Here is a 22,129-nt window from a genome sequence, read left to right as displayed (position 1 = left end):
CCCCCCCCCCCCCCCCCCCCCCCCCCCCCCCCCCCCCCCCCCCCCCCCCCCCCCCCCCCCCCCCCCCCCCCCCCCCCCCGCCCGCCCCCCCCCCCCCCCCCCCCCCCCCCCCCCCCCCCGGAGTCGGGCCGGCTCACCACGCCTCCGGCAGGTCCACCAGCAGCCGGCGGCGGGCGGCGTCGGCGGGCAGCGGGTCGGGCCAGCGCGGCGGCAGGTAGCCCGAGCGCGGCCCGTACTCGGCGGCGTACCGCTCGTTCGGCCAGGTCAGCCGGCCGCCGCGGTAGAGCGGGTTGGGCGCCAGCGGCGGCAGCGGCTCGCCGAGGTCGGCCGGCGCGGGAGACAGCGGGTCCCCGGCCACCAGCGCCACCGCCTCGCTGGCGCGCAGGTCCGCGGGCGGCGCCGGCCGCGGCGGGCGGCCCTCGAGCAGCGAGCGGGTCAGCTCGTCGTCGTCGTAGAGCAGGTCGGTGCCGAGCACGGCCGCGTAGCCCTCCGGCGGCAGCGGCTCCCCGTGCGGGTCGGTGACGTGCGCGTGCCCGACGACGACGGTGCCGCCGTCCCCGGCCAGCGCGCGCATCGCGGCCGCGGCGGCCGGCTTGTCGCGGAGGAAGTAGAAGGCGTCGTGGCACATGACGTACGCGGGGGTGCCGACGGCGAGCGACGGCGCGGCGGTGAGGTCGGCGCACAGGTAGCGGGCCGACGGGCAGACGAACCGCCGCGCCAGCCACAGCTTGGCCCAGACGACGTCGACGCCGAGCAGGTCGCGCACCCCGCGGCGGGCCAGTTCGCGCAGGTGCGCGCCGATCCCGCAGGCGACGTCGACCACCGGCCGCTCCCCGGGCCAGTGCGCCTGCAGCAGCGCCAGGCCGGCGAGGTGGGTCGGGTCCGACCAGCGGTGCGCGAAGTAGTCGGCGACCCGGCCCATGCCGAGCAGGGCCATCGCCTCGCGCAGCGTGCGCGCGAAGGGGACCAGCGCCAGCTGCTCCGGCGGGGGCGGCGGCGCGGTCCACCAGTCGTCGGCGTCGGCGAGCAGCAGCACCCGCGCCCGGTCGGTCTCCCCGGCGGCCACCAGCCCGGCGACCTCGGCGCGCAGGTCGTCCCGGCCGGCGCGGGCGAACGGGATCCCGTCGACGACGGGCACGTCGAGGGCGAGGCTCACAGCCCGGCCGCCGCCAGGACGTCGAGGTGGTAGGCCTGCACCGGCCCGGCGTGCACGAGCTCGAGGTCGTCCAGCGCCTGCGCGGAGGTGAACGCCGCGGCCCGCGCGTGGTGGTGGACCTGCAGCACCCGGTCCAGCACGTCGGCGGCGTGGAAGGCCCGCGCCTCGGGCACGTCGGCGCCCGGCCGCAGCGCCAGCACCCCGCGCACCCGGCCGGCCAGCGCGTCCGGCAGCGCGGCCAGCTCCCGCTCCTCCAGCGTGGCCACCACCCGCTCCAGCGCGTCGCCGAGCAGCACCTCGCCGGCGAACCCGGCGTCGGGCAGGACGACGTTGTGCAGGTGGTGGGCCAGGCCCAGCAGGAACGGCGCGACCGGGTCGGCGCCGACCACCGGTGCCACCAGCACCCCGTAGACGGCGACGGTCAGGCAGTGGTCGCCGTGGCTCTCCGGCGGCTCGACCACGATCCGCGGCCTGCCCGGCGCGGTCGCGCCCGCCCGCGGCTGGGCGTTGAGCGCCGGGGCCAGGTCCGGCGGGGAGCCGGGGGAGGGCAGCGGGCCGAGCGCGGCGCGCAGCCGGTCCCGCAGCGCGGCGTCGAGCGGCCCCGCGACCTCGTCGAAGCCGCGGCGCAGCACCGCGAGCGCCTCCTCGTCGGAGAGCCCGGCGGAGGTCAGCACGCCGGCGTCGATGCCGGCCAGCCGGGCGCGGGCGACCGCGGCCGCCGTCTCCGACACCGCGACGTCGGCGACGTCCTCACCCGCCACCAGCCGCGCCCAGGCCCGGGCGAAGGCCTGCTCGGCGAGCGAGCCGGGCCGGCCGGCGAGGCGCACCCGCTTGGCGTCGCCGATCTCCGCCAGCAGCGGCCGCAGGCCGGCCAGCGCGGTGAGCGTCCCCCGGGAGGCGAGGGCGGTCACCGCGCGGGGGCGCCGGCGGCCAGCCAGTCGAGCAGCGTCGCCTCCTGCGTGTGGAACGCGTGCTCCGGGACGCTGCCGTCGGCGGTCATCGGGGCCTTGAAGAACCAGCCCAGCTGCCGCTGGACCCCGCCCTCGCCGCGCTGCTGCGCGAGGTCGGTGAGCCGGGCGAGCTCGAGCGCCAGCGGGGCGGCGAGGATCGAGTCGCGGCACTGGAAGTCGACCTTGACCTGCATCCGCTGCCCGAGGAAGCCGACCAGGTCGATGGCGTCCCAGGCCTCCTTCTGGTCCCCGCGCGGCCGGTAGTAGTCGATCCGGACGACGTGGTCCTCGACCGGGTAGCCGAGGATCGAGTCCAGCACGCTGCCCTTGGTCTGCAGCTTGCTGTTGAGCGAGTCGGGGTCCTCGAGGGCGAGCCCGTCGCGGTTGCCGAGGATGTTGGTGGAGTACCAGCCCTCGACGGTGAGCGAGCGGGCGCGGAACGCCGGCGCGAGGACGGTCTTCATCATCGTCTGGCCGGTCTTGCCGTCCTTGCCGGCGACCGGGACGCCGCGGGCCTCGGCGAGGGCGACCAGCGCCGGGACGTCGGCGGCCAGCGACGGCGTGAAGTTGACGTAGCCGACGCCCTCGGCGATGGCGGCGTAGGCGTAGACCATCGCCGGGGTGATCGCGCGGTCGTCGGCGTCCAGCCCGGCCTCGAACGCCTCGACCGTCTGCAGCGCGGGCGCCGTCGGGTCGGGCCAGCGCTCGGTCGAGGCGAGGTTGACCAGCACCAGGCCGTCGAGGGACTCCTCCTCGCGGAACCGCCGCAGGTCGGCGCGGACGGCGTCGACCTGGTCGCGGCGGGTCTCGGCGAGCACCACGTTGCCGCCGGTGACGTTCCGGCAGAAGTCCGCGTCGCCGGCCGCGGGCCACGGGGTCAGCGCCGACAGCGCCGGCCCGACCTGCTCCAGCTGCCGGGAGTCGAGGACCGCGTGCTGCTCGGCGGCCTTGCGCAGGTCCGAGCCGTCGAGGTCCCAGCCGCGGACGACGAGGGCGTCGTAGCCGGCCAGGTCCGTCGTCTCCTCGACCGGCCCGCCGGCCACCTCCAGCCCGGCGAGCGGCAGCCCGTCGGTGCCCGCGGCCCCGATCCGGAGCAGTTCCAGCCCGGCGACGGCGGTCGTGGCGACCGCACCCCCGAGTCCGACCACAGCGACGCCGACGCGACGGGACCCTTGCGACACCACGACCTCCGTACTCCTGGCGGTGGACCCGCTCCACCTGAGGCCGACCCTGGCACAGCGGTTGTGCACTCGCTGGATGAGAACGAGATTCTTGCGTTCTACCTGGTTGCGCACGGCGTGTCCTGGACGCGGGGACCACGATGGGGGTCAGGACCCGAGCCGGAGGTGCCGCCGTGACCGTGCCGTACGCCGACGAGCCCCGCGCCGCGATGGTCGTCCCGCGCTTCACCGTCCGGCAGCGGATCACCGTGATGGTGAACCGCTACGAGGTCCGCGCCGTCGGGCCGGACGGCACCGAGGGCGAACTGCTGGCCATGGCGCAGCAGAAGCGGCTCAAGCTCAAGGAGGAGGTGCTGTTCACCGCCGACGAGGAGCGCACCCGGCCGGTCTTCTCCTTCCGCGCCCGCCAGCGCCTCGACGTGCACGCCGAGCACGACGTCCTCGATGAGCAGGGCCGCCCGCTCGGCACGTTCGGCAAGCGGTTCGGCGCCAGCCTGCTGCGCTCGACGTGGGACCTCTCGGTGCCGGGGCTGACCGCCGTCGGCCGGGAGCGGCGGCCGTTCATCGCGATCCTGCGGCGGGTCTGGGAGCTCATCCCGTACCTCGGCGACGTCTGGGTGCCGTTCGTCTTCCACTTCGACTTCGTCGACACCGCGACCGGGCAGCCGGTGCTCGTCGTCGAGCGGCGGAAGTCGGTCCGCGACCGCTACGACGTCACCGTCCCCGACCCCCGGCTGGACTTCCGCGTCGCCGCGTCCATGGCCGTGGCGCTGGACGCGCTGCAGTCACGATGAGCGACCCCGGCGACTTCGTCGACGACTTCGACGGCGACGACCTCGACCGCGACGTCTGGGTTCCGCACTACCTGCCGCAGTGGAGCTCCCGCGCGGCGACGGCGGCCTGCTACGAGGTCCGCGACTCCTGCCTGCGGCTGTACCTGCCCGACGACACGCCCCTGTGGTGCCCCGACGACCATCCGCCGCTGCGGGTCTCGGGCATCCAGTCCGGTGTGTTCTCCGGGCCGGTCGGCAGCACGGTCGGGCAGCAGCCGGTGCGGCCCGGGGCGGTGGTCCGCGAGGAGCAGCCGGCGCACTGGGGCTGGACGCCGCGGTACGGGCGGCTGGAGATGCGCGCCCGCGCCACCGTGACGCCGCGGTCGATGGTCGCCTGGTGGCTGGTCGGGCCGGAGGACGCGCCCGAGCGCTCGGGCGAGCTGTGCGTCATGGAGGTGTTCGGGGACGCCGTCGACCCGGCCGAGGGCGCCGCCGTCGGGATGGGCACCCACCCGTTCCGCGACCCGCGGCTGGCCGAGGACTTCGCCGCGCCCCGGCCCGGCGTCGACGTCGCCGACTGGCACACCTACGCCGTCGACTGGCGGCCCGACGGCGGCGCGTTCTCCGTGGACGGGCAGGTGGTGCGCGAGGTCGCGGTCACCCCGGACTACCCGCTGCAGTCGATGGTCGCCGTCTTCGACTTCCCGGAGAAGGCGGTGCCGGGGGAGCCCTACGTCGTCCCCGAACTCGTCGTCGACCGGTTCCGGGGGAGCCGGGGATCCGGGTGACCGCGGGCGGGCGCGCCGCCACCGTCGCCCGCCGTGTCCAGCCGCGCCCACCGCGTCGTCGTGCGCGGCCGGGGAGCTCTCGGCGCCGCGGTGGCTCGAGGACGCGGGCCCGGGCCGGCGGCGGCTGCGCTCGACGGCCACCTGCACCGACGACGTGCGGATCCGCCGCCGCTGACTCAGACCGGCAGCGGGAAGACCAGCAGCGAGCTCGACGCCGTCGCGACCACCTTGCCGGCGGCGTCGGTGACCTGCCCCTCGGCGAAGGCGACCCGGCGGCCGGGCTTGACCACCGTGCCGACGGCGGTCAGCGGACCGCTGCCCCGGGTGACCGCCCGCAGGTAGGTCACCTTCAGCTCGATCGAGGTGTAGCCGACGCCCTGTGGCAGCGTGGTGTGCACCGCGCAGCCGGCGACGGAGTCCAGCAGCGTGCAGACCAGCCCGCCGTGGACGACGCCGATCGGGTTGTAGACCGACTCGTCGACGGCGCAGGCGAACTCGACCCGGCCCTCCTCGACGGCGACCAGGTCCATCTGCAGCAGCTGGGCGATCGGGGGCGGGGGCAGCACGCCGTCGCGCACCGCCTCCAGCGTCTCCAGCCCCGAGCGCTCGCGGCCGCCAGCCGCGGTGACCATCGGGTCGAACCAGGTGACCGTCCGGGAGCGCGGCTCGCCCCACCCGACGGGCGCGCCGGTGACGGGCTCGGTCCCGGTGCCGGCCTCAGTGCTCACGGGTCTCGGTCGCCGGCAGCCCGGACAGCGCGCGGCCGGCGGGGGTGAGCACCCGCTCGACCCGTGAGGAGTTGACCGGCTCGCCGCAGGTGCGGCACACCCACTCGGCGTCGACGGTGTGCTCCTCGTGCCCGGCCGGCGCGTGGGTCAGCCGCACCGGCGGCTCCTCGGCGGCCCAGCGGTCGCCCCACTGCAGCAGCGCCTGCAGCACCGGCAGCAGGTCGCGGCCGGACGCGGTGAGGTGGTAGCCCGACCGGGGCGGCGAGTCGCTGTACTGCCGGCGCTCGAGCACCCCGGCGGCGACCAGGGCGTTGAGCCGCGCGGTCAGCCGGTCCCGGGGCGCCCCGGTGCCGCGGGCGATGTCGCTGAAGCGGTGGTTGCCCAGCGAGACCTCCCGGACCACCAGCAGCGACCACCGCTCGCCGACCAGTTCCAGGGCGGCGGCGATGGTGCACGGGCGGCCGGGCAGGTCCGCGAGGTCGTAGAGCGCGGTCACGCCGTCAGTTTGCACCTCGAACCGACCCGGCGCCACCGCCGGCCCGCCGACGCCGACGGGCGGGGACCCCGTGAGGAGTCCCCGCCCGTCGGCGGTCGTCAGGGTGCCGGGTTCAGCTCTTGGGACGCGCGCCGGCGCGCAGGGCGCCGAGCAGGTCGTGGTTGAGCCGGGAGATGTTCTCCATGGAGATGCCCTTGGGGCAGCTCGCCGAGCACTCGCCGATGTTGGTGCAGCCGCCGAAGCCCTCGAGGTCCTGCTGGTGGATCATGTTGACCACGCGGTCGTTGCGCTCGGGCTGGCCCTGCGGCATCAGCCCCAGGTGCGTCACCTTCGCCGCCGTGAACAGCATCGACGAGGCGTTCGGGCAGGCCGCCACGCAGGCGCCGCAGCCGATGCAGGTGGCGGCGTCGAAGGCGGCGTCGGAGTCCTTCTTGGGGACCAGGATCGAGTGCGCCTCGGGGGCGGTGCCGGTCGGGGCGCTGATGTAGCCGCCCGACTGGATGATCCGGTCGAACGCCGACCGGTCGACGGCGAGGTCCTTGATGACCGGGAACGCCGTCGCCCGCCACGGCTCGATGTCGATCGTGTCGCCGTCCTTGAACGACCGCATGTGCAGCTGGCACGTGGTGGTCTGCGGGTGGTTCTCGAACAGGCCGTTGCCGTGCGCGCGGCCGTTGATCATCACGCCGCACGACCCGCAGATGCCCTCGCGACAGTCGTGGTCGAAGGAGACCGGGTCCTCACCGTCGAGGATGAGCTGCTCGTTGAGCACGTCGAGCATCTCGAGGAACGACATGTCCGGGGAGACGTCGGTGACCTCGTAGGTCACCATCCTCCCCTTCTCCGCCGCACTCCGCTGACGCCAGACACGCAGCTTGAGGTTCATTACTTGTAGCTCCGCTGGGCGAGGTGGACGTACTCGAACTCCAGGTCCTCCTTGTGGAGGACCGGCGGGACGCCCTCGGGCGTCCACTCCCAGGCCGCGACGTAGGCGAAGTTCTCGTCGTCGCGCAGGGCCTCCCCGTCGGGGGTCTGGCTCTCGGCCCGGAAGTGACCACCGCAGCTCTCGTTGCGGTGCAGTGCGTCGACGCACATGAGCTCGGCGAGCTCGATGAAGTCGGCGACGCGGCCGGCGTGCTCCAGGCTCTGGTTGAAGCGCCCGGCCTCGCCGGGGACCCTCACGTTGGTCCAGAACTCCTGCCGGATCTCGGGGATCCGGTCGAGGGCCTTGCGCAGGCTCTCCTCCGACCGCTCCATGCCGCACAGGTCGAACATCAGCCGGCCGAGCTCGCGGTGGAAGGAGGCGGTGGTCCGGGTGCCGTTGATCGACAGCAGCTTCTCGGTCTGCGCACGGACGCCCTCGAGCGCCTCGACGGCGGCCGGGTGCTGCGGGTCGACCTTGTCGAACGGGCCGGAGGCCAGGTAGTCGTTGATCGTGTTCGGCAGCACGAAGTAGCCGTCGGCCAGGCCCTGCATGAGGGCGCTGGCGCCGAGCCGGTTCGCGCCGTGGTCGGAGAAGTTGGCCTCGCCGATCACGAACAGGCCGGGGATGTTCGACTGCAGGTCGTAGTCGACCCACAGACCGCCCATCGTGTAGTGCACGGCCGGGTAGATCCGCATGGGGACCTCGTAGGGGTCCTCACCCGTGATCTGGGCGTACATGTCGAAGAGGTTGCCGTACTTGGCCTCGATGGCCGGCCGGCCCAGCCGCTGCATGGCCTCGGCGAAGTCGAGGTACACGCCCAGGCCGTTGGGGCCGACGCCGCGGCCCTCGTCGCAGACGTTCTTGGCCTGCCGCGAGGCGATGTCGCGGGGGACGAGGTTGCCGAACGAGGGGTAGATCCGCTCGAGGTAGTAGTCGCGCTCGTCCTCGGGGATCTGCCGCGGGTCGCGGGTGTCGCCGCGCTCCTTGGGCACCCACACGCGGCCGTCGTTGCGCAGCGACTCGCTCATCAGCGTGAGCTTCGACTGGTACTCGCCGTGCACCGGGATGCAGGTCGGGTGGATCTGCGTGTAGCAGGGGTTGGCGAACAGTGCGCCCCGCTTGTGCGCCCGCCAGATCGCCGTGGCGTTGGAGCCCTTGGCGTTGGTGGACAGGTAGAAGACGTTGCTGTAGCCACCGGTGGCCAGCACGACGGCGTCGGCGAAGTGCGTGCTGATCTCGCCGGTGATCAGGTTCCGCGCCACGATGCCGCGGGCCCGGCCGTCGACGACGATCAGGTCGAGCATCTCGGTGCGCGCGAACTGCTCGACGGTGCCGGCCGCCATCTGCCGCTCGAGGGCCTGGTAGGCGCCGTAGAGCAGCTGCTGACCCGTCTGGCCGCGGGCGTAGAACGTCCGCGACACCTGGGTGCCACCGAAGGAGCGGTTGTCCAGCAGGCCGCCGTACTCGCGGGCGAAGGGCACGCCCTGGGCGACGCACTGGTCGATGATGTTGACGCTGACCTCGGCCAGCCGGTGCACGTTGTCCTCGCGGGCGCGGAAGTCGCCGCCCTTGACCGTGTCGTAGAACAGCCGGTGCACCGAGTCGCCGTCGTTGCGGTAGTTCTTGGCGGCGTTGATGCCGCCCTGCGCGGCGACGCTGTGCGCCCGGCGCGGGCTGTCCTGGTACCAGAACGACTTGACCTTGTAGCCGGCCTCGCCGAGCGTGGCGGCGGCCGAGCCGCCGGCCAGGCCGGTGCCGACGACGATGACGGTCAGCTTGCGCCGGTTGGCCGGGTTGACCAGCTTGGCCCGGAAGCGGCGCTCGCTCCAGCGCTCGCCGATCGGGACGTCCCGGGGGGCCTTGGTGTCGGCGATCGGGTCGCCGACGGTGAACAGGTCGAGGGCCATGAGGAGTGCTCCTACTCGATGATGCCGACGAGGACGCTGAGCGGCGGGATCAGGAACCCGGCGGTCAGGACGACGGCGAAGACGGTGGCGAACGCGTTGACGGTCCGCTCGCGCGTCTTGTTGCTCTGCCCCAGCGTCTGGGTGGCACTCCAGATGCCGTGCCGCAGGTGGAAGCCCAGGGCCAGCAGCGCGACGACGTAGACCAGGGTGACGAACGGGTTGGAGAACCCGGCGATCGCGCGCTCGTAGGGCGTGGAGTCGTGGCCCTCGGGGTTCGCGACCCCCAGCGTGAGGTCGAGGATGTGGTAGACGATGAACAGCGCCAGGATGACGCCGCCCCAGCGCATGGTGCGCGAGGCGTAGCTCTGGGCCACGGCCTTGCGGGCCACGTACTGGGTGGGCCGGGCGCGCTTGGCCTGCCGCCACAGCGAGATCGCGGCCCACGCGTGGGCGACCACCGCCACCAGCAGGACGACGCGGATGATCCACAGCAGCGTCTGGCCCGGGACGGCCGGCTCGCCGATGCGGCGGATCCACTCCGAGTAGCCGTTGAAGGTCTCCGCGCCGGCGAACAGCTTGAGGTTCCCGACCATGTGCGCGATCAAGTACAGGACCAGGATGATCCCGCTGACCGCCATCACGGCCTTCTTCGCGACCGAGCTGGTCTTCGCGACCTTCGGGGTCCTGCGCTGGCCCGAGTTCGTCACCGTCACCACGGCACAAAGTTAGGCTCCATGCCCCCGTGTCGGCCATGTGAACACGACGTGACTCACCTCTCGTAAGGGAACCCTCAGCCCTGGTCAGGACGTTGGTGTCCGCCTGCCGGGGCGTGGGAGCGTGTCGGCACACCCACCCCCATCGGAGGAGGACGCGTGGCAGGACCGACCAGGGGTTTCCTCGGCCGCAGCCGGCGCGAGCGCGACCCGCGACTGCCCCCCGGCCAGTACGACGTCGGCCGCGACTGGCCCGTGCTGACCGCCGAGCCCACCCCGCGCATCGCGCCGGAGACCTGGAGCATCACCGTCGACGGCCGGGTGGAGGACCCGACCACCTGGACCTGGGACGACGTCCACCGGCTCCCGGCCTCGGACTACCGCGGCGACATCCACTGCGTCACCACGTGGTCGAAGTTCGACACGCACTTCGCCGGCGTCAGCGTGGACACCCTGCTGGAGGCCGCCCGTCCCACCGCCGACGCGCACTTCGTCATCGCGACGTCCAAGACCGGCTACACCACCAACCTGCCGCTCGAGGACGTCACCGGCGGCAAGGCGTGGATCGTCTGGGAGTTCGACGGGAAGCCGCTGCCGATCGAGCACGGCGGCCCGGTGCGGCTGCTCGTGCCGCACCTGTACTTCTGGAAGAGCGCCAAGTGGGTCACCCGGCTGACCCTCCTGCAGCGCGACCAGCAGGGGTTCTGGGAGCAGAACGGCTACCACGACCGCGGCGACCCGTGGCGCGAGCAGCGGTACCAGGGTGATTGACGAAGGACCCCGCTGCCCCCCACCGCTCGCAGGCTCGCGGCGGGACCCTGCAGCGGGGCCGATGGCTCCCTCACCTCGCCTGCGCCGGCGGGCGCCCGCCGGCGGCTGGCGCACGGCGACCGTCCGCGAGGTCGAGCGCCCCACTCCGCGCACCGTCCGGCTGCGGCTGGAGGTGCCCGACCGCGTCGACCACCTGGCCGGCCAGCACTACGTCGTCCGGCTCACCGCCGAGGACGGCTACCGGGCCCAGCGGTCCTACTCGCTGGCGTCGGCGCCGGGGGACCCGCTGGTCGAGCTGCTGGTCGAGCGGCTCGACGACGGCGAGGTGTCCACCTACCTCGCCGACGTGGTCGAGCCCGGCGACGAGCTGGAGGTCCGCGGGCCGATCGGCGGCTGGTTCGTCTGGGAGGGCGACGAGCCGGCGCTGCTCGTGGGCGGCGGCACCGGCGTCGTGCCGTTCGTGTCGATGCTGCGGACCGCGCGCGAGCTGGGCCGCGAGGACCTGCTGCGGATCGCCGTCTCGACCCGCACGCTGGCCGAGCTGCCCTACGCCGACGAGCTGCGGGCGGCCGGGGCGCTGGTGGTCACCACCCGCGAGCCCTCGGGCATCCGCCCCGCCGGGCGGCTGACCGCCGCGGACCTCGTGCCGCTGTGGGAGCCGGGCCAGACCGCCTACGTCTGCGGGTCGACGCCGTTCGCCGAGTCGGCCAGCCAGCTGCTGGTCGGCCTCGGCGTGCCGGAGCCGGACGTCCGGGTGGAGCGCTTCGGTCCCAGCGGCTCGTCGGGCTGACGCCCCCGCGGCCTGCCCGGCGGCTCAGCGGCGGGAGCGCAGCCAGGCGCCGAGGGCCACGCCGGCCAGGGCCCAGAACGCGCCGGCGCCCACGCCGGCGAGCACGATCCAGAACGGGACGCGCAGTTCGTCGTCCACGGGGCGGGGGACCGGGACGGGGCCGGGAGCGTCGGTCATGCCGGCGAGCCTGGCCCGCGGGCGGGCCGGGGTCCAGGGGCCGGGCGGTCCGTGACGCGCGTCGCGGACGATGATCGGGGGCATGCCGAGCGCCGTGCCGTCTGCCGTGGCCACCGCCGTCGAGGACGTCGATCCGGAGCTGCGCGAGGCCCTGCTGGCCTGCTGGACCGACGTCTCCAACGCCGGCGGCGCGGTCGGCTTCGTCCCCCCGGTCACCCGCGACGACGTCGGCCCGGTGCTCGACGCCCTGCTCGAGCGGGTGGCGCAGGGCCGCGAGCGGGTCGTGGTGCTGCGCGCGGACGGCGAGCTCGCGGGCTGGGCGGTGCTGTCGCTGTCGGTCAGCCCGCTGCGCCGGCACTGGGCCACCGTGCTGCGGGTGCAGGTCCACCCGGCCCGGCAGGGGCAGGGGCTGGGCCGGGCGCTGATGACCGGGGTGCACGACGCCGCCCGCGACCTCGGGCTGGAGATGCTGCACCTCACCGTGCGCGGCGGCTACGGCATCGAGGGCTTCTACCAGGGGCTGGGCTACCGCGAGTTCGGCCGGATGCCCGGCGCGATCCGGCTCGCCCCCGGCGACGACCGCGAGGAGATCCACCTCTACGTGGAGCTGTAGCCCCCCGCGGGGTCGGTGCCGTCGACGGTGCCGCGGGTGGACAGCACCGCCAGGCGGGCGAACAGCTCCTCGGCGTACCAGCCCTCCTGCGCCGTCCGCCGGACCACCGCGGCGTGCTCGGGGCGGTCGTAGGCGAAGGCGTTCAGCGCCGCCGCGGAGTCCCAGACGCTGAAGGTGCCCTGCAGGCCCAGCGGCGCCTCGCCGATGCCGACCGCCATGCGCAGGCCCGGCGCCCGGTGCAGGTCCGCCGACACCGGCGGCACCGCCGACCAGAACCGGGCCGCCCGGCGCAGCACCAGCCGCGCCCGGGTCACCGCGGCCACCGGCCCGTCCCAGCGCTGCGGCCGCGGCCGGCCGAACGGCTCGCGGCCGGACCACAGCCCGCGCGCCGCGAGCGGGCGCAGCCGCGCCGACCACTCCTCGTCGGCGATCCGCCGCCAGCTCGCGGCGACGGGGGAGTCGTCGAGGGCGTCCGCGGCGGCGTCGTCGTCCCAGACGGCCAGCAGGCCCCAGCGGCGCGGGTCGGCGTCGCGGACGGTGAAGGTCCGCCCGTCGCCGGTGCCCAGCAGCTTGGCGAACCGCAGCCCCGGCAGGCGCCCCAGCGCCGGGCGGGCCGAGGCCATCCGGAGCACCGCCCGCGGCACGGCGCGGCCGGGGACGCCCCACAGGTGCAGGGTCACCGGCCCCGGCTCGGATGGACGCACGCGGCCGAGGGTAGGTGCGGGCGGTGACCGACCAGCGGCGGATCCAGCTCGGCGACACCGACGCGCCCGCGGAGGACGAGGTCGTCCAGGCCTTCGACCGGGTGGTCAGCCAGGGCGCGCAGCGGCTGCACCGCACCTGGCGGGAGGTGCTCACCACCGGGCTCGCCGGCGGCCTGGAGGTGGCGATCGGCGTCCTCGCGCTGCTCGCCGTCTACGCCGAGACCGGCAGCCACCTGCTGGCCGGGCTGGCGTTCGGCGTCGGCTTCGTCGCGCTGCTGCTGGCCCGCAGCGAGCTGTTCACCGAGGGCTTCCTGCTGCCGGTCACCGCCGTCGTCGCCGGCCGGGCGAGCTGGTCGCAGCTGGGCCGGCTGTGGGCCGGGACGCTGGCGGGCAACCTCGTCGGCGGCTGGCTGGCGATGTGGGTGGTGGTGCACGGCTTCCCGCAGCTGGGGGCGACCGTGGTGGAGTCGGCGCGGCACTTCGTCGAGTCGCCGCTGGACCTGCGCGCGGTGTGCCTGGCCTTCCTCGGCGGCGTCGTCATCACGCTGATGACCCGCATGCAGAACGGCACCTCCGCCGACGGCGCCAAGATCGTCGCCGCGTTCGCCGGTGCCTTCGTGCTGGCCGGGTTGCAGCTGTTCCACTCGGTGCTGGACTCGCTGCTGGTCTTCGGCGCACTCCACACCGGCACCGCGCCGTTCGGCTACGCCGACTGGCTGGCCTGGTTCTGGTACACGACGCTGCTCAACATGGCCGGCGGGCTGATCGTGGTCACCCTGCTGCGGCTGGTGCGCAGCAAGGAGCTGCTCCAGCGGGAACGCGCCGCGGCCGCCCGGGACTAGCCTGCCGGGCTCTGCGGCCCCCGGTCGCCACACTGTCGGCGTGATCGAGGTCGACGGGCTCACCAAGCACTACCGGGCGCGGGTCGCCGTCGACGACGTCAGCTTCACCGTGCACCCGGGCCGGGTCACCGGCTTCCTCGGCCCGAACGGCTCGGGCAAGACGACGACGATGCGCTGCGTGCTCGGCCTGACCCGGCCCACCGCCGGGACGGCGACGGTGCTCGGCGTGCCCTACCGGGACCTCGACGTGCCGATGCGGCGCGTCGGGGCGCTGGTGGACCCGCGGGCGCGCCACCCCGGCCGCACCGCCCACGCGCACCTGCTCGCGCTGGCGCAGGGCAACGGCCTGCCCGCCTCGCGGGTGGACGACGTCGTCGAGCTGGTCGGCCTCGGCGCGGTGGCGCACGAGCGGGTGCGCGGCTTCTCGCTGGGCATGGGGCAGCGGCTCGGCATCGCCGCCGCGCTGCTCGGCGACCCCGAGGTGCTGCTGCTCGACGAGCCGGTCAACGGCCTGGACCCCGAGGGCATCCGCTGGGTGCGCGGGCTGCTGCGCGACCTGGCCGACGAGGGCCGCACGGTCCTGGTGTCCAGCCACCTGATGAGCGAGATGGAGGACACCGCCGACCACCTGGTGGTGCTCGGCCGCGGCCGGCTGCTCGCCGACGTCCCGATGGCCGACCTCCTGGGCCGGCACGCCGCGGTGCGGGTGCGCAGCCCGCAGGCGCCGCTGCTGGCCGCCGCGCTGCGCCGGGCCGGGGCCGGGGTGGCGCTGGAGACCGACGGCGCGCTGCGGGTGGAGGGCCTGGCCCCGGCCGCGGTGGGCGACGTCGCCTTCGCCGCGCGGGTGCCGGTGCACGAGCTGACGCCGGTGGTCGCCTCGCTGGAGGCGGCCTACCTGGCGCTGACCGGCGAGGACGTCGAGTACCGGGCGGGTGCGGCGTGAGGGTCGGCCCGGCGGCGGTGCTGCGCGCCGAGTGGACCAAGCTGCGGACGCTGCGCTCGACCTGGTGGTGCAGCGCCGTCTACCTGCTCGTCGTCGGCGCGTTCGGGTGGCTGGCCGCGGCGACCACGCCGACGGCGCCGGACGCGGACGCCGCGGTCGGCGTCGCGATGATCGGGTTCGCCTTCGGCCAGGTGGTGCTCGTCGTCCTCGGGGTGCTCGCGGTGACCTCCGACCTGGGCAGCGGGATGGCGCTGTCCTCGCTGGTCGCCGTCCCGCGCCGCACCCGGCTGCTGGTGGCCAAGACGGCCGTCGTCGCGGCGTGGGCGGCGCTGCTCACCGCCCTGCTGGTGGCCGCGTGCGCCCTGGCCGCGCGGACGCTGGTCGCGGTGCCCGGCGGCGTGCCCCTGGGCGACCCGGACGTGCTGCGGTCGGCCGGCCTGCAGGTGGCCGGCGCGGTGCTGGTGACCGTGCTCGCCACCGGGCTCGGGGCGGTGCTGCGCTCGACCGCCGGCGCGCTGGGGCTGGGCGTCGCGCTGGTGTTCGTCGCGCCGCCCGCGCTGGCGCTGGCCGGCGGGCGGACCGCCGAGCTGCTGTCGCAGGCGCTGCCGGCGCTGCGGGTGGGGGAGGAGTCCTTCCTCGCCGTCCCGACGACCTGGCAGGTGGGCCTGGCGGTGTCGGCGGCGTGGGCGGTCGCGGCCTGGGTGCTGGGCGCGGGCCTGGTCGAGCGCCGCGACGTCTAGCGCCGCGACGCCTGGCGCGGGGACCGGTCGCCCGGGCAGCATCCCCGCAGCCGCCCGAGCCCGAGGAGCCCGCGATGCCCGTCCCCGCCACCGTCGAGGAGTACCTGGCGGCCCTGCCCGAGGAGGCGCGGACGGCGCTCGGGCAGGTGCGCGCCGCCGTGCTCCGCGGCATGCCCGGGGCCACCGAGACGATCCGCTACGGCATGCCGGCCGCGATGCTCGGCAGCCGCTACGGGCTGCACTACGCCGCGTGGAAGCGGCACGCGGCGCTCTACCCGGTGCCCGTGTTCGACGGCGACCTGGAGGCCGAGGTCGCGCCGCACCGCTCGGGCAAGGACGCGGTCCACCTGCCCTACCGCCGCCCGGTGCCCGAGGACCTCGTCGAGCGGGTGGCCGCGGCGGTCGCGGCCCGGCGCGCCTAGCGGGGACCGAAGGCGGCCGCGCGGAAGGCGTCGAACACCGCCGGCGGCACCGGCGAGGACCACATCTGGTTGGTCAGCAGGACCGCGGTGGTGCCGGTGACCGGGTCGGTCCACCACGTGCTGCCCAGCCCGCCGTCCCAGCCGAAGGAGCCGGCGTGCCGGCCGCCGGCCTCGTCGGTGCGCCGGACGCCGAGGCCCAGGCCCCAGCCGCCGCCCTCGTCGTCGACCGGCCCGGCCTGCTCGGTGAGCATCGCGCGCACGGTCGGCTCGCGCAGCACCGGCTCCCCGCCGGCGAGCAGCACCCGCGCGAGGACGCCGAGGTCGTCGACGGTGGAGACCAGGCCGTCCCCGCCGTCGGGGAAGGGCGGCGGGGTCGCCCACTGGCCGTCGGCGGGGTCGTAGAGATGCCGCTCGCCGTGCTCGTCCGGCGGCGTCCAGTGCGGGCCGAACCGGCCGCGGGCCGGCGCCGGCACGCCGAAGCCGGTGTCGGTCATCCCGAGCGGGACCAGCACCCGCTCGGCGAGCACCTCGGGCAGCGGCCGGCCGGCGGCGCGGGCCACGAGGACGCCGAGCACGCTCGCGCCGGTGTGGTACAGCCAGCGCTCGCCGGGCTGGTGGGCCAGCGGGACGCCGGCCACCCGGCGCAGCCACTCGTCCGGCGGGGGAGCGGCCTGCGGCGCCGGCGGTCCGGCGGGCAGGCCCGCCTCGCCGAGCGCGGCGACGGTCGGGGTGGGCCACGGCGCGGTGAAGTCGATGCCCAGGCCGAGCCGGAAGGTGAGGACGTCGCGCACCGTGACCGCCCGCCGGGCCTCGACCGTGCCGGCGGCCGCGTCGGCGGGGTCGGCGAGCACCCGCCGGCCGGCCAGTTCGGGCAGCAGCCGGTCCACCGGCTCCTCGAGGGTCAGCGTGCCGTCGTCGACCAGGGTGAGCGCGGCCGTGGCCACCACCGGCTTGGTCACCGAGGAGATCCGGAAGACGGTGTCCGGGGCGACCGGGTCGTCCCCGCCCGGGGTGTGCGTGCCCGCCGCGCCGCGGGCCACCTCGTTCCCGCGCCGCACCAGCCACGCGGCGCCCGGCACCGCGCCGTCCGCCACGGCGCCGGACACCACCCGCTCGATCTCCTCGGCCAGACCCATGCAGGGGTGACCGCCCGGGGTGCCCGGGCTCATCGGTCGCGGGCGGCCCGGCGCAGCGTCGCGCGGTAGCGGCCGGTGGCCAGCCGCTGCAGGGCCCAGCTCACCGGCGGCACGAGGCGGGCGGCGGGGGAGGCCAGCCGGGAGAACACCCGGATCGAGGCGACGACGTCGCCGCCGGGGTCGAGCCGGACGGTGAAGCACTCCTCGCCGCTCTCGGGGTGGCCGGGCAGCGAGCCGTAGGCGAAGCCGCGCTCGTCGCCGGTGGTCGACGCCCAGACGACCCGGCAGGGGATGTCGTAGCCCAGCCGCGGCAGCCCCGCGGTGAGGACGACGACCGTGCCCACCTCGCCGGGCGAGCCGGTCGCGCGCACCCGCAGGCCGGTGCTGCGCTGCGGCGCCCAGGCGAACACCGCCGCGGCGACCCGCTCGAACGCCGCCCGACCGGAGCCGACGACCTCGGTCCACGTGCCGGTGCGGTAGCCGGCGGGGAGCTCGGCGGCGCGCGTGGCGCCGACCTCGGCATAGGTGAGCGGCGCGTCGCGCAGGCCCTCGGGCGACACGGCCCGGAACAGGCCCATGGGCACAGTCTGGACCGGCGTAGGTTGACCGGCACTGTGCTGCCCGCCGTCACCGCCACCCGCTACGTCACCCCGCTGCGCGAGGGTGGCTCGCTGCCCGGGCTCATGGAGGCCGACGACCTCGGCACCTACGTGGTCAAGTGGCGGGCGGCCGGCCAGGGCGTGCGGGTGCTGGTGGCCGAGGTGGTCTGCGGCGAGCTGGCCCGCGCGCTGGCGCTGCCGGTGCCGGCGCTGGTCACCGTGGACGTCGTCCCGGAGCTGGCCGTCGGCGAGCCCGACCCCGAGGTGCAGGAGCTGCTGCAGCGCTCGGCCGGGCGCAACCTGGGGCTGGACTACCTGCCCGGCGCCCTGGACTTCGAGGCCGGGGTGGGCGAGGTGGAGCCCGAGCTGGCCGGCCGGGTGCTGTGGTTCGACGCGCTGGTGGGCAACGTCGACCGGTCCTGGCGCAACCCCAACATGCTGTTCTGGCACGGCCGGCTGCAGCTGATCGACCACGGCGCCGCGCTCACCTTCCACCACTCGTGGGCGGGGGCGCCGGCCGCCGTCGCCCGCCCCTACGACGCCGCCCAGCACGCGCTGGTCGAGTGCTCGCCGGACCTGCTCGCCGCCGACGCCGACCTCGCGCCGCGGGTCACCCGGCCGCTGCTGGAGCGGGTGTTGGCGCAGGTGCCCGACGACTGGCTGGAGGGACCGGAGCCCGGCGAGCCGCCGGCCGCCGTCCGGGAGCGCTACGTGTCCCAGCTGCTGGCCCGGCTGGCCGCCCGCGACGCGTGGCTGCCCGGCGTGGTGGCCGCGGCCGCCGCGGGCGCGGGGGGCCGCCGCCGGTCGCCGCGCGGGGAGAACCGGCCGGCGTGGCTGGGCCCGCCCCCGCCGCCGGGGGTGACCCAGCGGTGAGCCGGGAGACCTTCGAGTACGCCGTCCTGCGGGTGGTGCCGCGGGTGGAGCGGGGCGAGGCGCTCAACGCCGGCGTCCTCGTCTACTGCCGGCAGCGCGACTACCTGGGCAGCCGGGTGCACCTCGACGTCGACCGGCTGCGCGCGCTGGACCCGACCGCCGACCCTGCCGCCATCGGCCGGGCGCTGCAGGCCGCCGCCGACGTGTGCGCCGCCGACCCCGCCGCCGGCGCCGCAGGCCGGGAGGCGCTGGGCTCCCGGTTCCGCTGGCTCACCGCGCCGCGCAGCACCGTCGTCCAGCCCGGCCCGGTGCACACCGGCCTCACCGAGGACCCCGACGCCGAGGCCGACCGCCTGCTGCGCCTGCTCGTGCTGCCGGTCAGCGACCAGGGCTGAGCGCCGGTCCGGTCGCCTCGGCCCGCCGCTTGAGCGCCGCGACCATGGCGTGGAACGCCGCGAGCCGGTGCTGGTTCAGGGACCGGACGAGCAGCGGGGCGAGCAGACCCCCGAACCGGTCCTGCTGCCACAGCCGGACGCCCCCGCCGTGGTCGGTGAGGGTCACGGTGTGCTCGACGGAGAAGAGGCCCGGGACGCCCAGCCGGTCCAGCCGGCTCCACACCCGCAGCCGCCGGAGGGGGACCACCTGCCGGACCGTGGGCCGCAGGTCCGAGCGGACGAGGGCGTTCACCGGCGGCACCCGGACCGACAGCCGGCCCCCCTCGACGACGGCCCCGGCCGCCTCGGTGACGAACGGGTTCCACTCCGCGTAGGCGGGCAGGTCGGTGAGCACCGCCCAGACGCGCTCGGGCGGGGCGTCGATGTCGACGGACGTCCTCAGTTCGGCGGTCATCGGGACCATCTCCTGGTCGGGAGGCTGCCTCGGCCCGTGCTCCGCGGGACCGGCGCTACCCCGGGAGCAGCTCGTCGATGCGGCGGGCGAGCTCGAGGTCGAGCGCGCTCACCCCGTCCGCGGAGTGGCTGACGAGGGTGAGGTGCAGCGTGCGCCACCGCAGGTCGACGTCGGGGTGGTGGTCCATCTCCTCGGCGACGTCGGCGACGGCGACGATCGCCTCCACCGCGGCCCGGAACGAGGACAGCTGCACCGTCCGGTGCAGGCCGGTGACGTCACCGGACCACAGCGGCAGCGCGCGCAGGCCGGCCGCGACCTCGTCGGGGGACAGTCGCGGCGGCCGGGGCACGTCGGGATGCTCCTACAGGTGCAGGCCGCACTCGGTCTTGCCGCGGCCGGCCCAGCGCCCGGCGCGCGGGTCCTCGCCCGGAGCGACCGGGCGGGTGCACGGCGCGCAGCCGATCGAGGCGTACCCGATCTCCTGCAGCGGGTTGACCGGCACCCGGTGCTCGGCGATGTAGGCGTCGACGTCGTCCTGCGTCCAGGCGGCCAGCGGGTTGACCTTCACCATGCCCCGCTTGGCGTCCCAGTCGACGACCCTCGTGCCCGCGCGGGTGGCGGCCTCGTCGCGGCGGACGCCCGAGCCCCACGCGGCGTAGCCGGCCAGCGCGGTGGCCAGCGGCTGCACCTTCCGCAGCGAGCAGCACAGGTCCGGGTCGCGGTCGTGGAGCGCCGGGCCGTGCTCGGCGTCCTGCTCGGCCACCGTCTGCGGCGGCGTCACGTTCACCAGCGTGATCGGCAGGACGCTGCTGATCCAGTCGCGCGTGCCGATCGTCTCGGCGAAGTGGTAGCCGGTGTCGAGGAACACGACGTTGACCCCGGGCGCCGCCCGGGAGGCCAGGTGCGCGAGGAGCCCGTCGGCCATCGACGAGGTGATCGCGAAGTCGTCGCCGAAGGTCTCCCCGGCCCAGCGCAGCACGGCGAGGGCCTGCTCGACGGGGTCGGCGATGCCCTCGAAGCGGGCGTCGGCCTCGGCGGCGAGCTCCGGCGTGGGCCGGACGGCGGTCGTCATGCCTGCACTCCTGTCCCGGTGAGCCGGACGGTGAAGGTCCGCAGGCACGCGGCGCAGTGCCACTCGCCCCCGTCCCCGTGCGGGGTCAGCTCCTCGTCCCCGCAGTACGGGCAGTGGAACACGGGCAGCTGGCGCTGCCTTCCCGCGCGGCCGCCCGTGTCCTCCGCCTCCTCGCTCACAGCAGCCAGCTCTCCTCGGCGCGGGCCACGTAGGCGGCGAACCGCTCGCCGGGCTCGCGCCGCTCCAGGTAGCCGCGCAGCACCCGCTCGCAGTAGTCCGCCGTCTCGGCCTTGGTCACCTTGTGCCCGCGGAACTTCCGGCCGAAGGCGGCGTCGACGCCGAGGTGGCCGCCCAGGTGCACCTGGAAGCCCTCGACCATCTCGCCGCTCTCGTCGCGGACCATCGAGCCCTTGAAGCCGATGTCGGCGGTCTGGAAGCGGGCGCAGCTGTTCGGGCAGCCGTTGACGTTGATGCCGATCGGCTCGTCGAAGCCGGGCAGCCGCTTCTCCAGCTCGGCGTACAGGTCCTGGGCGTGCTGCTTGGTCTCGACGATGGCGAGCTTGCAGAACTCCAGGCCGGTGCAGGCCATGGTGCCGCGGCGGAAGGCGCTCGGGCGCACCAGCAGGTCGTGCTCGGCGAGCGCGGCGACCAGGTCCTCCACGTGCTCGTCCGGCACGTCGAGGACCACCATCTTCTGCTGGGTCGTCGTCCGGATGCGGCCCGCGCCGTACTGGTCGGCGAGGTCGGCGATCCGGGTGAGCACGGTCCCGCTGATCCGGCCGGTGCGCAGCGCGAAGCCGACGGCGTTGCGGCCGTCCTTCTGCCGCGCGACGCCGACGTGGTCGCGGGACTCGTTCTTCGGCGGCGCGGCCGCGGGACCGTCGGGCAGCGCGCGGTGCAGGTACTCGTCCTGCAGCACCTGGCGGAACCGCTCCGGGCCCCAGTCGGCCATGAGGAACTTGATCCGGGCCCGGTTGCGCTGCCGGCGGTAGCCGTAGTCGCGGAAGACCGAGGTGCAGGCCGCCCACACCTCGGTGACCTCCTCCGGCCGCACGAAGACGCCGACCCGCTGGGCGAACATCGGGTTGGTCGACAGGCCGCCGCCGACCCACAGGTCGTAGCCGGGCTCGCCGTCGGGACCCACGACGCCGACGAAGGAGACGTCGTCGATCTCGGGCTCGGTGCAGTGGTCGACGCAGCCGGACATCGACGTCTTCCACTTGCGCGGCAGGTTGCTGAACGCGGGGTCGCCCACATACCGGGCGACGGTCTGCGCCATGACGTCGGTGGCGTCGAGGACCTCGTCCTCCAGGACGCCGGCCAGCGGGCAGTTGAGCATGCCGCGCGGGGTGTCGCCGCAGGCCTCGGTCGTGGTCATGCCGACGGCCTCGAGGCGGTCCCAGATCTCGGGGACGTCCTCGATGCGGATCCAGTGGTACTGGATGTTCTGCCGGTCGGTGACGTCGGCGACGTCGCGGCCGAACTCGGTGCTGATGCCCCCGAGGATGCGCAGCTGCTCGCTGGTCAGCGCCCCGCCGTCGGTGCGCACCCGCATCATGAAGTAGGAGTCCTCGAGCTCCTCGGGCTCCAGCACGGCGGTCTTGCCGCCGGGGATGCCCGGGGCGCGCTGGGTGTAGAGGCCCATCCAGCGCATCCGGCCGCGCAGGTCGCCCGGGTCGATGCCGTCGAAGCCGGTCCGCGAGTAGATGTCGAGGATCCGCTGACGGACCTCGAGCCCGTCGGAGTCCTTCTTCATCCGCTCGTTGGGGTTCAGCGGCTCCCGGTAGCCCAGCGCCCACTGGCCCTGGCCGCGCTGGGGGGCGTCACGGCGCGCGGGCCGGTTGCTCGGACGGGGAGGTGCGGACACGGTGCACTTCTTCCTGCGCCGTCCGCGCCGGTCTGCACCCGCGCGGGAGGGCGCTGCCAGGTCGGGGTCGCGGCTCCGGGCCGCGGGGGAGGACTGGTGGTCAGCGCGAGGCGC

At 75.4% G+C, this 22,129-nt stretch carries 28 protein-coding genes; 11 read left to right on the top strand and 17 right to left on the bottom strand.

Annotated elements, in window-relative coordinates; all coding sequences use genetic code 11:
* Positions 1-133: 133 nt before the first annotated feature.
* From ACI79L_RS14250 to ACI79L_RS14240, 3 genes are read right to left on the bottom strand one after another with little or no spacing between them, the layout of a single operon-like run.
* Positions 134-1,156 (bottom strand): methyltransferase domain-containing protein, encoded by a 1,023-nt coding sequence (locus ACI79L_RS14250; RefSeq protein WP_456937425.1) that lies wholly within the window; start codon positions 1,154-1,156, stop codon positions 134-136.
* Positions 1,153-2,067: a hypothetical protein gene (locus ACI79L_RS14245; protein WP_456937424.1), complete on the bottom strand. Its 915-nt coding sequence runs from the start codon at positions 2,065-2,067 to the stop codon at positions 1,153-1,155. Before ACI79L_RS14245 ends, ACI79L_RS14250 begins: the two co-directional genes overlap by 4 nt.
* Positions 2,064-3,254, bottom strand: a complete 1,191-nt coding sequence (locus ACI79L_RS14240) for an inositol-3-phosphate synthase (RefSeq protein WP_456937423.1) — start codon at positions 3,252-3,254, stop codon at positions 2,064-2,066. The genes ACI79L_RS14245 and ACI79L_RS14240 overlap by 4 nt, the downstream gene beginning before the upstream one ends.
* 206 nt (positions 3,255-3,460) lie before the next feature.
* Here ACI79L_RS14240 and ACI79L_RS14235 point away from each other — a divergent pair, with 206 nt between their 5' ends.
* Together ACI79L_RS14235 and ACI79L_RS14230 are read left to right on the top strand one after the other, a co-directional pair.
* Complete coding sequence (locus ACI79L_RS14235; protein WP_456937422.1) at positions 3,461-4,081, top strand: hypothetical protein; 621 nt, start codon at positions 3,461-3,463, stop codon at positions 4,079-4,081.
* Positions 4,078-4,848: a glycoside hydrolase family 16 protein gene (locus ACI79L_RS14230; protein ID WP_456937421.1), complete on the top strand. Its 771-nt coding sequence runs from the start codon at positions 4,078-4,080 to the stop codon at positions 4,846-4,848. The genes ACI79L_RS14235 and ACI79L_RS14230 overlap by 4 nt, the downstream gene beginning before the upstream one ends.
* Before the next feature lie 176 nt (positions 4,849-5,024).
* On the opposite strand, the gene ACI79L_RS14225 is transcribed toward ACI79L_RS14230, so the two are convergent.
* The 5 genes from ACI79L_RS14225 to ACI79L_RS14205 all read right to left on the bottom strand — a co-directional run bounded on the left by ACI79L_RS14225 (position 5,025) and on the right by ACI79L_RS14205 (position 9,620).
* Positions 5,025-5,576 (bottom strand): PaaI family thioesterase, encoded by a 552-nt coding sequence (locus tag ACI79L_RS14225; RefSeq protein ID WP_456937420.1) that lies wholly within the window; start codon positions 5,574-5,576, stop codon positions 5,025-5,027.
* Positions 5,566-6,072, bottom strand: coding sequence for a winged helix-turn-helix transcriptional regulator (locus ACI79L_RS14220; protein WP_456937419.1), 507 nt, complete (start codon positions 6,070-6,072; stop codon positions 5,566-5,568). The genes ACI79L_RS14225 and ACI79L_RS14220 overlap by 11 nt, the downstream gene beginning before the upstream one ends.
* Positions 6,073-6,184: 112 nt before the next feature.
* A complete protein-coding gene (locus tag ACI79L_RS14215; protein WP_456937418.1) occupies positions 6,185-6,904 on the bottom strand; it encodes a succinate dehydrogenase/fumarate reductase iron-sulfur subunit in 720 nt (239 codons plus the stop codon).
* A 53-nt stretch (positions 6,905-6,957) separates the two neighbouring features.
* Positions 6,958-8,904, bottom strand: coding sequence for a fumarate reductase/succinate dehydrogenase flavoprotein subunit (locus tag ACI79L_RS14210; RefSeq protein WP_456937417.1), 1,947 nt, complete (start codon positions 8,902-8,904; stop codon positions 6,958-6,960).
* Between the two features lie 11 nt (positions 8,905-8,915).
* On the bottom strand, positions 8,916-9,620 hold the full coding sequence (locus tag ACI79L_RS14205) for a succinate dehydrogenase cytochrome b subunit (RefSeq protein WP_456937416.1): 705 nt from the start codon (positions 9,618-9,620) through the stop codon (positions 8,916-8,918).
* A gap of 156 nt (positions 9,621-9,776) precedes the next feature.
* Here ACI79L_RS14205 and ACI79L_RS14200 point away from each other — a divergent pair, with 156 nt between their 5' ends.
* Positions 9,777-10,388 carry a sulfite oxidase-like oxidoreductase gene (locus ACI79L_RS14200; RefSeq protein WP_456937415.1) on the top strand — a complete coding sequence of 204 codons (612 nt, stop codon included), beginning with the start codon at positions 9,777-9,779 and terminating at the stop codon, positions 10,386-10,388.
* 61 nt (positions 10,389-10,449) lie between these two features.
* Complete coding sequence (locus tag ACI79L_RS14195) at positions 10,450-11,178, top strand: FAD-binding oxidoreductase (protein ID WP_456937414.1); 729 nt, start codon at positions 10,450-10,452, stop codon at positions 11,176-11,178.
* Between the two features lie 24 nt (positions 11,179-11,202).
* Here the strand turns inward: ACI79L_RS14195 and ACI79L_RS14190 are convergent, their stop codons facing one another.
* Complete coding sequence (locus tag ACI79L_RS14190; RefSeq protein WP_456937413.1) at positions 11,203-11,355, bottom strand: hypothetical protein; 153 nt, start codon at positions 11,353-11,355, stop codon at positions 11,203-11,205.
* Positions 11,356-11,437: 82 nt separating this feature from the next.
* Here ACI79L_RS14190 and ACI79L_RS14185 point away from each other — a divergent pair, with 82 nt between their 5' ends.
* Entirely contained in the window at positions 11,438-11,968 is a 531-nt protein-coding gene (locus ACI79L_RS14185; RefSeq protein ID WP_456937412.1) for an N-acetyltransferase family protein, read from the top strand.
* Here ACI79L_RS14185 and ACI79L_RS14180 read toward each other — a convergent pair.
* Positions 11,953-12,672, bottom strand: a complete 720-nt coding sequence (locus ACI79L_RS14180) for a monooxygenase (protein WP_456937411.1) — start codon at positions 12,670-12,672, stop codon at positions 11,953-11,955. The genes ACI79L_RS14185 and ACI79L_RS14180 overlap by 16 nt on opposite strands.
* Positions 12,673-12,695: 23 nt before the next feature.
* Here ACI79L_RS14180 and ACI79L_RS14175 point away from each other — a divergent pair, with 23 nt between their 5' ends.
* The 4 genes from ACI79L_RS14175 (at position 12,696) to ACI79L_RS14160 (ending at position 15,619) form a co-directional block, all read left to right on the top strand.
* The gene (locus tag ACI79L_RS14175) at positions 12,696-13,514 is read left to right on the top strand and encodes a formate/nitrite transporter family protein (protein ID WP_456937410.1); all 819 of its coding nucleotides are present in this window, start codon (positions 12,696-12,698) and stop codon (positions 13,512-13,514) included.
* A gap of 40 nt (positions 13,515-13,554) precedes the next feature.
* Positions 13,555-14,457: an ABC transporter ATP-binding protein gene (locus ACI79L_RS14170; RefSeq protein WP_456937409.1), complete on the top strand. Its 903-nt coding sequence runs from the start codon at positions 13,555-13,557 to the stop codon at positions 14,455-14,457.
* Positions 14,454-15,197 carry an ABC transporter permease gene (locus ACI79L_RS14165; protein ID WP_456937408.1) on the top strand — a complete coding sequence of 248 codons (744 nt, stop codon included), beginning with the start codon at positions 14,454-14,456 and terminating at the stop codon, positions 15,195-15,197. Before ACI79L_RS14170 ends, ACI79L_RS14165 begins: the two co-directional genes overlap by 4 nt.
* Before the next feature lie 74 nt (positions 15,198-15,271).
* Entirely contained in the window at positions 15,272-15,619 is a 348-nt protein-coding gene (locus ACI79L_RS14160; RefSeq protein WP_456937407.1) for an iron chaperone, read from the top strand.
* On the opposite strand, the gene ACI79L_RS14155 is transcribed toward ACI79L_RS14160, so the two are convergent.
* Positions 15,616-16,755 carry a serine hydrolase domain-containing protein gene (locus ACI79L_RS14155; protein WP_456937406.1) on the bottom strand — a complete coding sequence of 380 codons (1,140 nt, stop codon included), beginning with the start codon at positions 16,753-16,755 and terminating at the stop codon, positions 15,616-15,618. The genes ACI79L_RS14160 and ACI79L_RS14155 overlap by 4 nt on opposite strands.
* A 29-nt stretch (positions 16,756-16,784) precedes the next feature.
* A complete protein-coding gene (locus tag ACI79L_RS14150; RefSeq protein WP_456937405.1) occupies positions 16,785-17,333 on the bottom strand; it encodes a DUF1990 family protein in 549 nt (182 codons plus the stop codon).
* Positions 17,334-17,357: 24 nt separating this feature from the next.
* Here ACI79L_RS14150 and ACI79L_RS14145 point away from each other — a divergent pair, with 24 nt between their 5' ends.
* Positions 17,358-18,227 (top strand): HipA family kinase, encoded by an 870-nt coding sequence (locus tag ACI79L_RS14145; RefSeq protein WP_456937404.1) that lies wholly within the window; start codon positions 17,358-17,360, stop codon positions 18,225-18,227.
* Positions 18,224-18,622: a DUF3037 domain-containing protein gene (locus ACI79L_RS14140; protein ID WP_456937403.1), complete on the top strand. Its 399-nt coding sequence runs from the start codon at positions 18,224-18,226 to the stop codon at positions 18,620-18,622. The genes ACI79L_RS14145 and ACI79L_RS14140 overlap by 4 nt, the downstream gene beginning before the upstream one ends.
* Here ACI79L_RS14140 and ACI79L_RS14135 read toward each other — a convergent pair.
* Genes ACI79L_RS14135 through ACI79L_RS14115 form a run of 5 tightly spaced genes read right to left on the bottom strand, consistent with a single transcriptional unit; the run spans position 18,606 to position 22,015 of the window.
* Positions 18,606-19,076, bottom strand: a complete 471-nt coding sequence (locus ACI79L_RS14135) for an SRPBCC family protein (protein ID WP_456937402.1) — start codon at positions 19,074-19,076, stop codon at positions 18,606-18,608. The two genes, ACI79L_RS14140 and ACI79L_RS14135, sit on opposite strands and share 17 nt — an antisense overlap.
* A 55-nt stretch (positions 19,077-19,131) precedes the next feature.
* Complete coding sequence (locus ACI79L_RS14130; RefSeq protein ID WP_456926289.1) at positions 19,132-19,425, bottom strand: 4a-hydroxytetrahydrobiopterin dehydratase; 294 nt, start codon at positions 19,423-19,425, stop codon at positions 19,132-19,134.
* A gap of 12 nt (positions 19,426-19,437) precedes the next feature.
* Positions 19,438-20,148 (bottom strand): phosphoadenylyl-sulfate reductase, encoded by a 711-nt coding sequence (locus tag ACI79L_RS14125; RefSeq protein ID WP_456937401.1) that lies wholly within the window; start codon positions 20,146-20,148, stop codon positions 19,438-19,440.
* Positions 20,145-20,327: a hypothetical protein gene (locus ACI79L_RS14120; protein ID WP_456937400.1), complete on the bottom strand. Its 183-nt coding sequence runs from the start codon at positions 20,325-20,327 to the stop codon at positions 20,145-20,147. Before ACI79L_RS14120 ends, ACI79L_RS14125 begins: the two co-directional genes overlap by 4 nt.
* On the bottom strand, positions 20,324-22,015 hold the full coding sequence (locus tag ACI79L_RS14115) for a nitrite/sulfite reductase (RefSeq protein ID WP_456937399.1): 1,692 nt from the start codon (positions 22,013-22,015) through the stop codon (positions 20,324-20,326). Before ACI79L_RS14115 ends, ACI79L_RS14120 begins: the two co-directional genes overlap by 4 nt.
* Positions 22,016-22,129: the final 114 nt, after the last annotated feature.

The organism is Geodermatophilus sp. SYSU D00684 (assembly GCF_054050455.1).
The sequence above is the reverse complement of the archived record's forward strand: the minus strand, read 5'-3'. Positions and strand labels throughout refer to the sequence as shown.

What these genes read in the sequence shown, in the direction of transcription:
- ACI79L_RS14215 (WP_456937418.1), bottom strand. Translation starts at nt 6,904, where the DNA reads ATGGTGACCTACGAGGTCACCGACGTCTCCCCGGACATGTCGTTCCTC.
- ACI79L_RS14125 (WP_456937401.1), bottom strand. Translation starts at nt 20,148, where the DNA reads ATGACGACCGCCGTCCGGCCCACGCCGGAGCTCGCCGCCGAGGCCGAC.
- ACI79L_RS14195 (WP_456937414.1), top strand. Translation starts at nt 10,450, where the DNA reads ATGGCTCCCTCACCTCGCCTGCGCCGGCGGGCGCCCGCCGGCGGCTGG.
- ACI79L_RS14210 (WP_456937417.1), bottom strand. Translation starts at nt 8,904, where the DNA reads ATGGCCCTCGACCTGTTCACCGTCGGCGACCCGATCGCCGACACCAAG.
- ACI79L_RS14160 (WP_456937407.1), top strand. Translation starts at nt 15,272, where the DNA reads ATGCCCGTCCCCGCCACCGTCGAGGAGTACCTGGCGGCCCTGCCCGAG.
- ACI79L_RS14155 (WP_456937406.1), bottom strand. Translation starts at nt 16,755, where the DNA reads ATGGGTCTGGCCGAGGAGATCGAGCGGGTGGTGTCCGGCGCCGTGGCG.
- ACI79L_RS14190 (WP_456937413.1), bottom strand. Translation starts at nt 11,355, where the DNA reads ATGACCGACGCTCCCGGCCCCGTCCCGGTCCCCCGCCCCGTGGACGAC.
- ACI79L_RS14150 (WP_456937405.1), bottom strand. Translation starts at nt 17,333, where the DNA reads ATGGGCCTGTTCCGGGCCGTGTCGCCCGAGGGCCTGCGCGACGCGCCG.
- ACI79L_RS14135 (WP_456937402.1), bottom strand. Translation starts at nt 19,076, where the DNA reads ATGACCGCCGAACTGAGGACGTCCGTCGACATCGACGCCCCGCCCGAG.
- ACI79L_RS14230 (WP_456937421.1), top strand. Translation starts at nt 4,078, where the DNA reads ATGAGCGACCCCGGCGACTTCGTCGACGACTTCGACGGCGACGACCTC.
- ACI79L_RS14185 (WP_456937412.1), top strand. Translation starts at nt 11,438, where the DNA reads ATGCCGAGCGCCGTGCCGTCTGCCGTGGCCACCGCCGTCGAGGACGTC.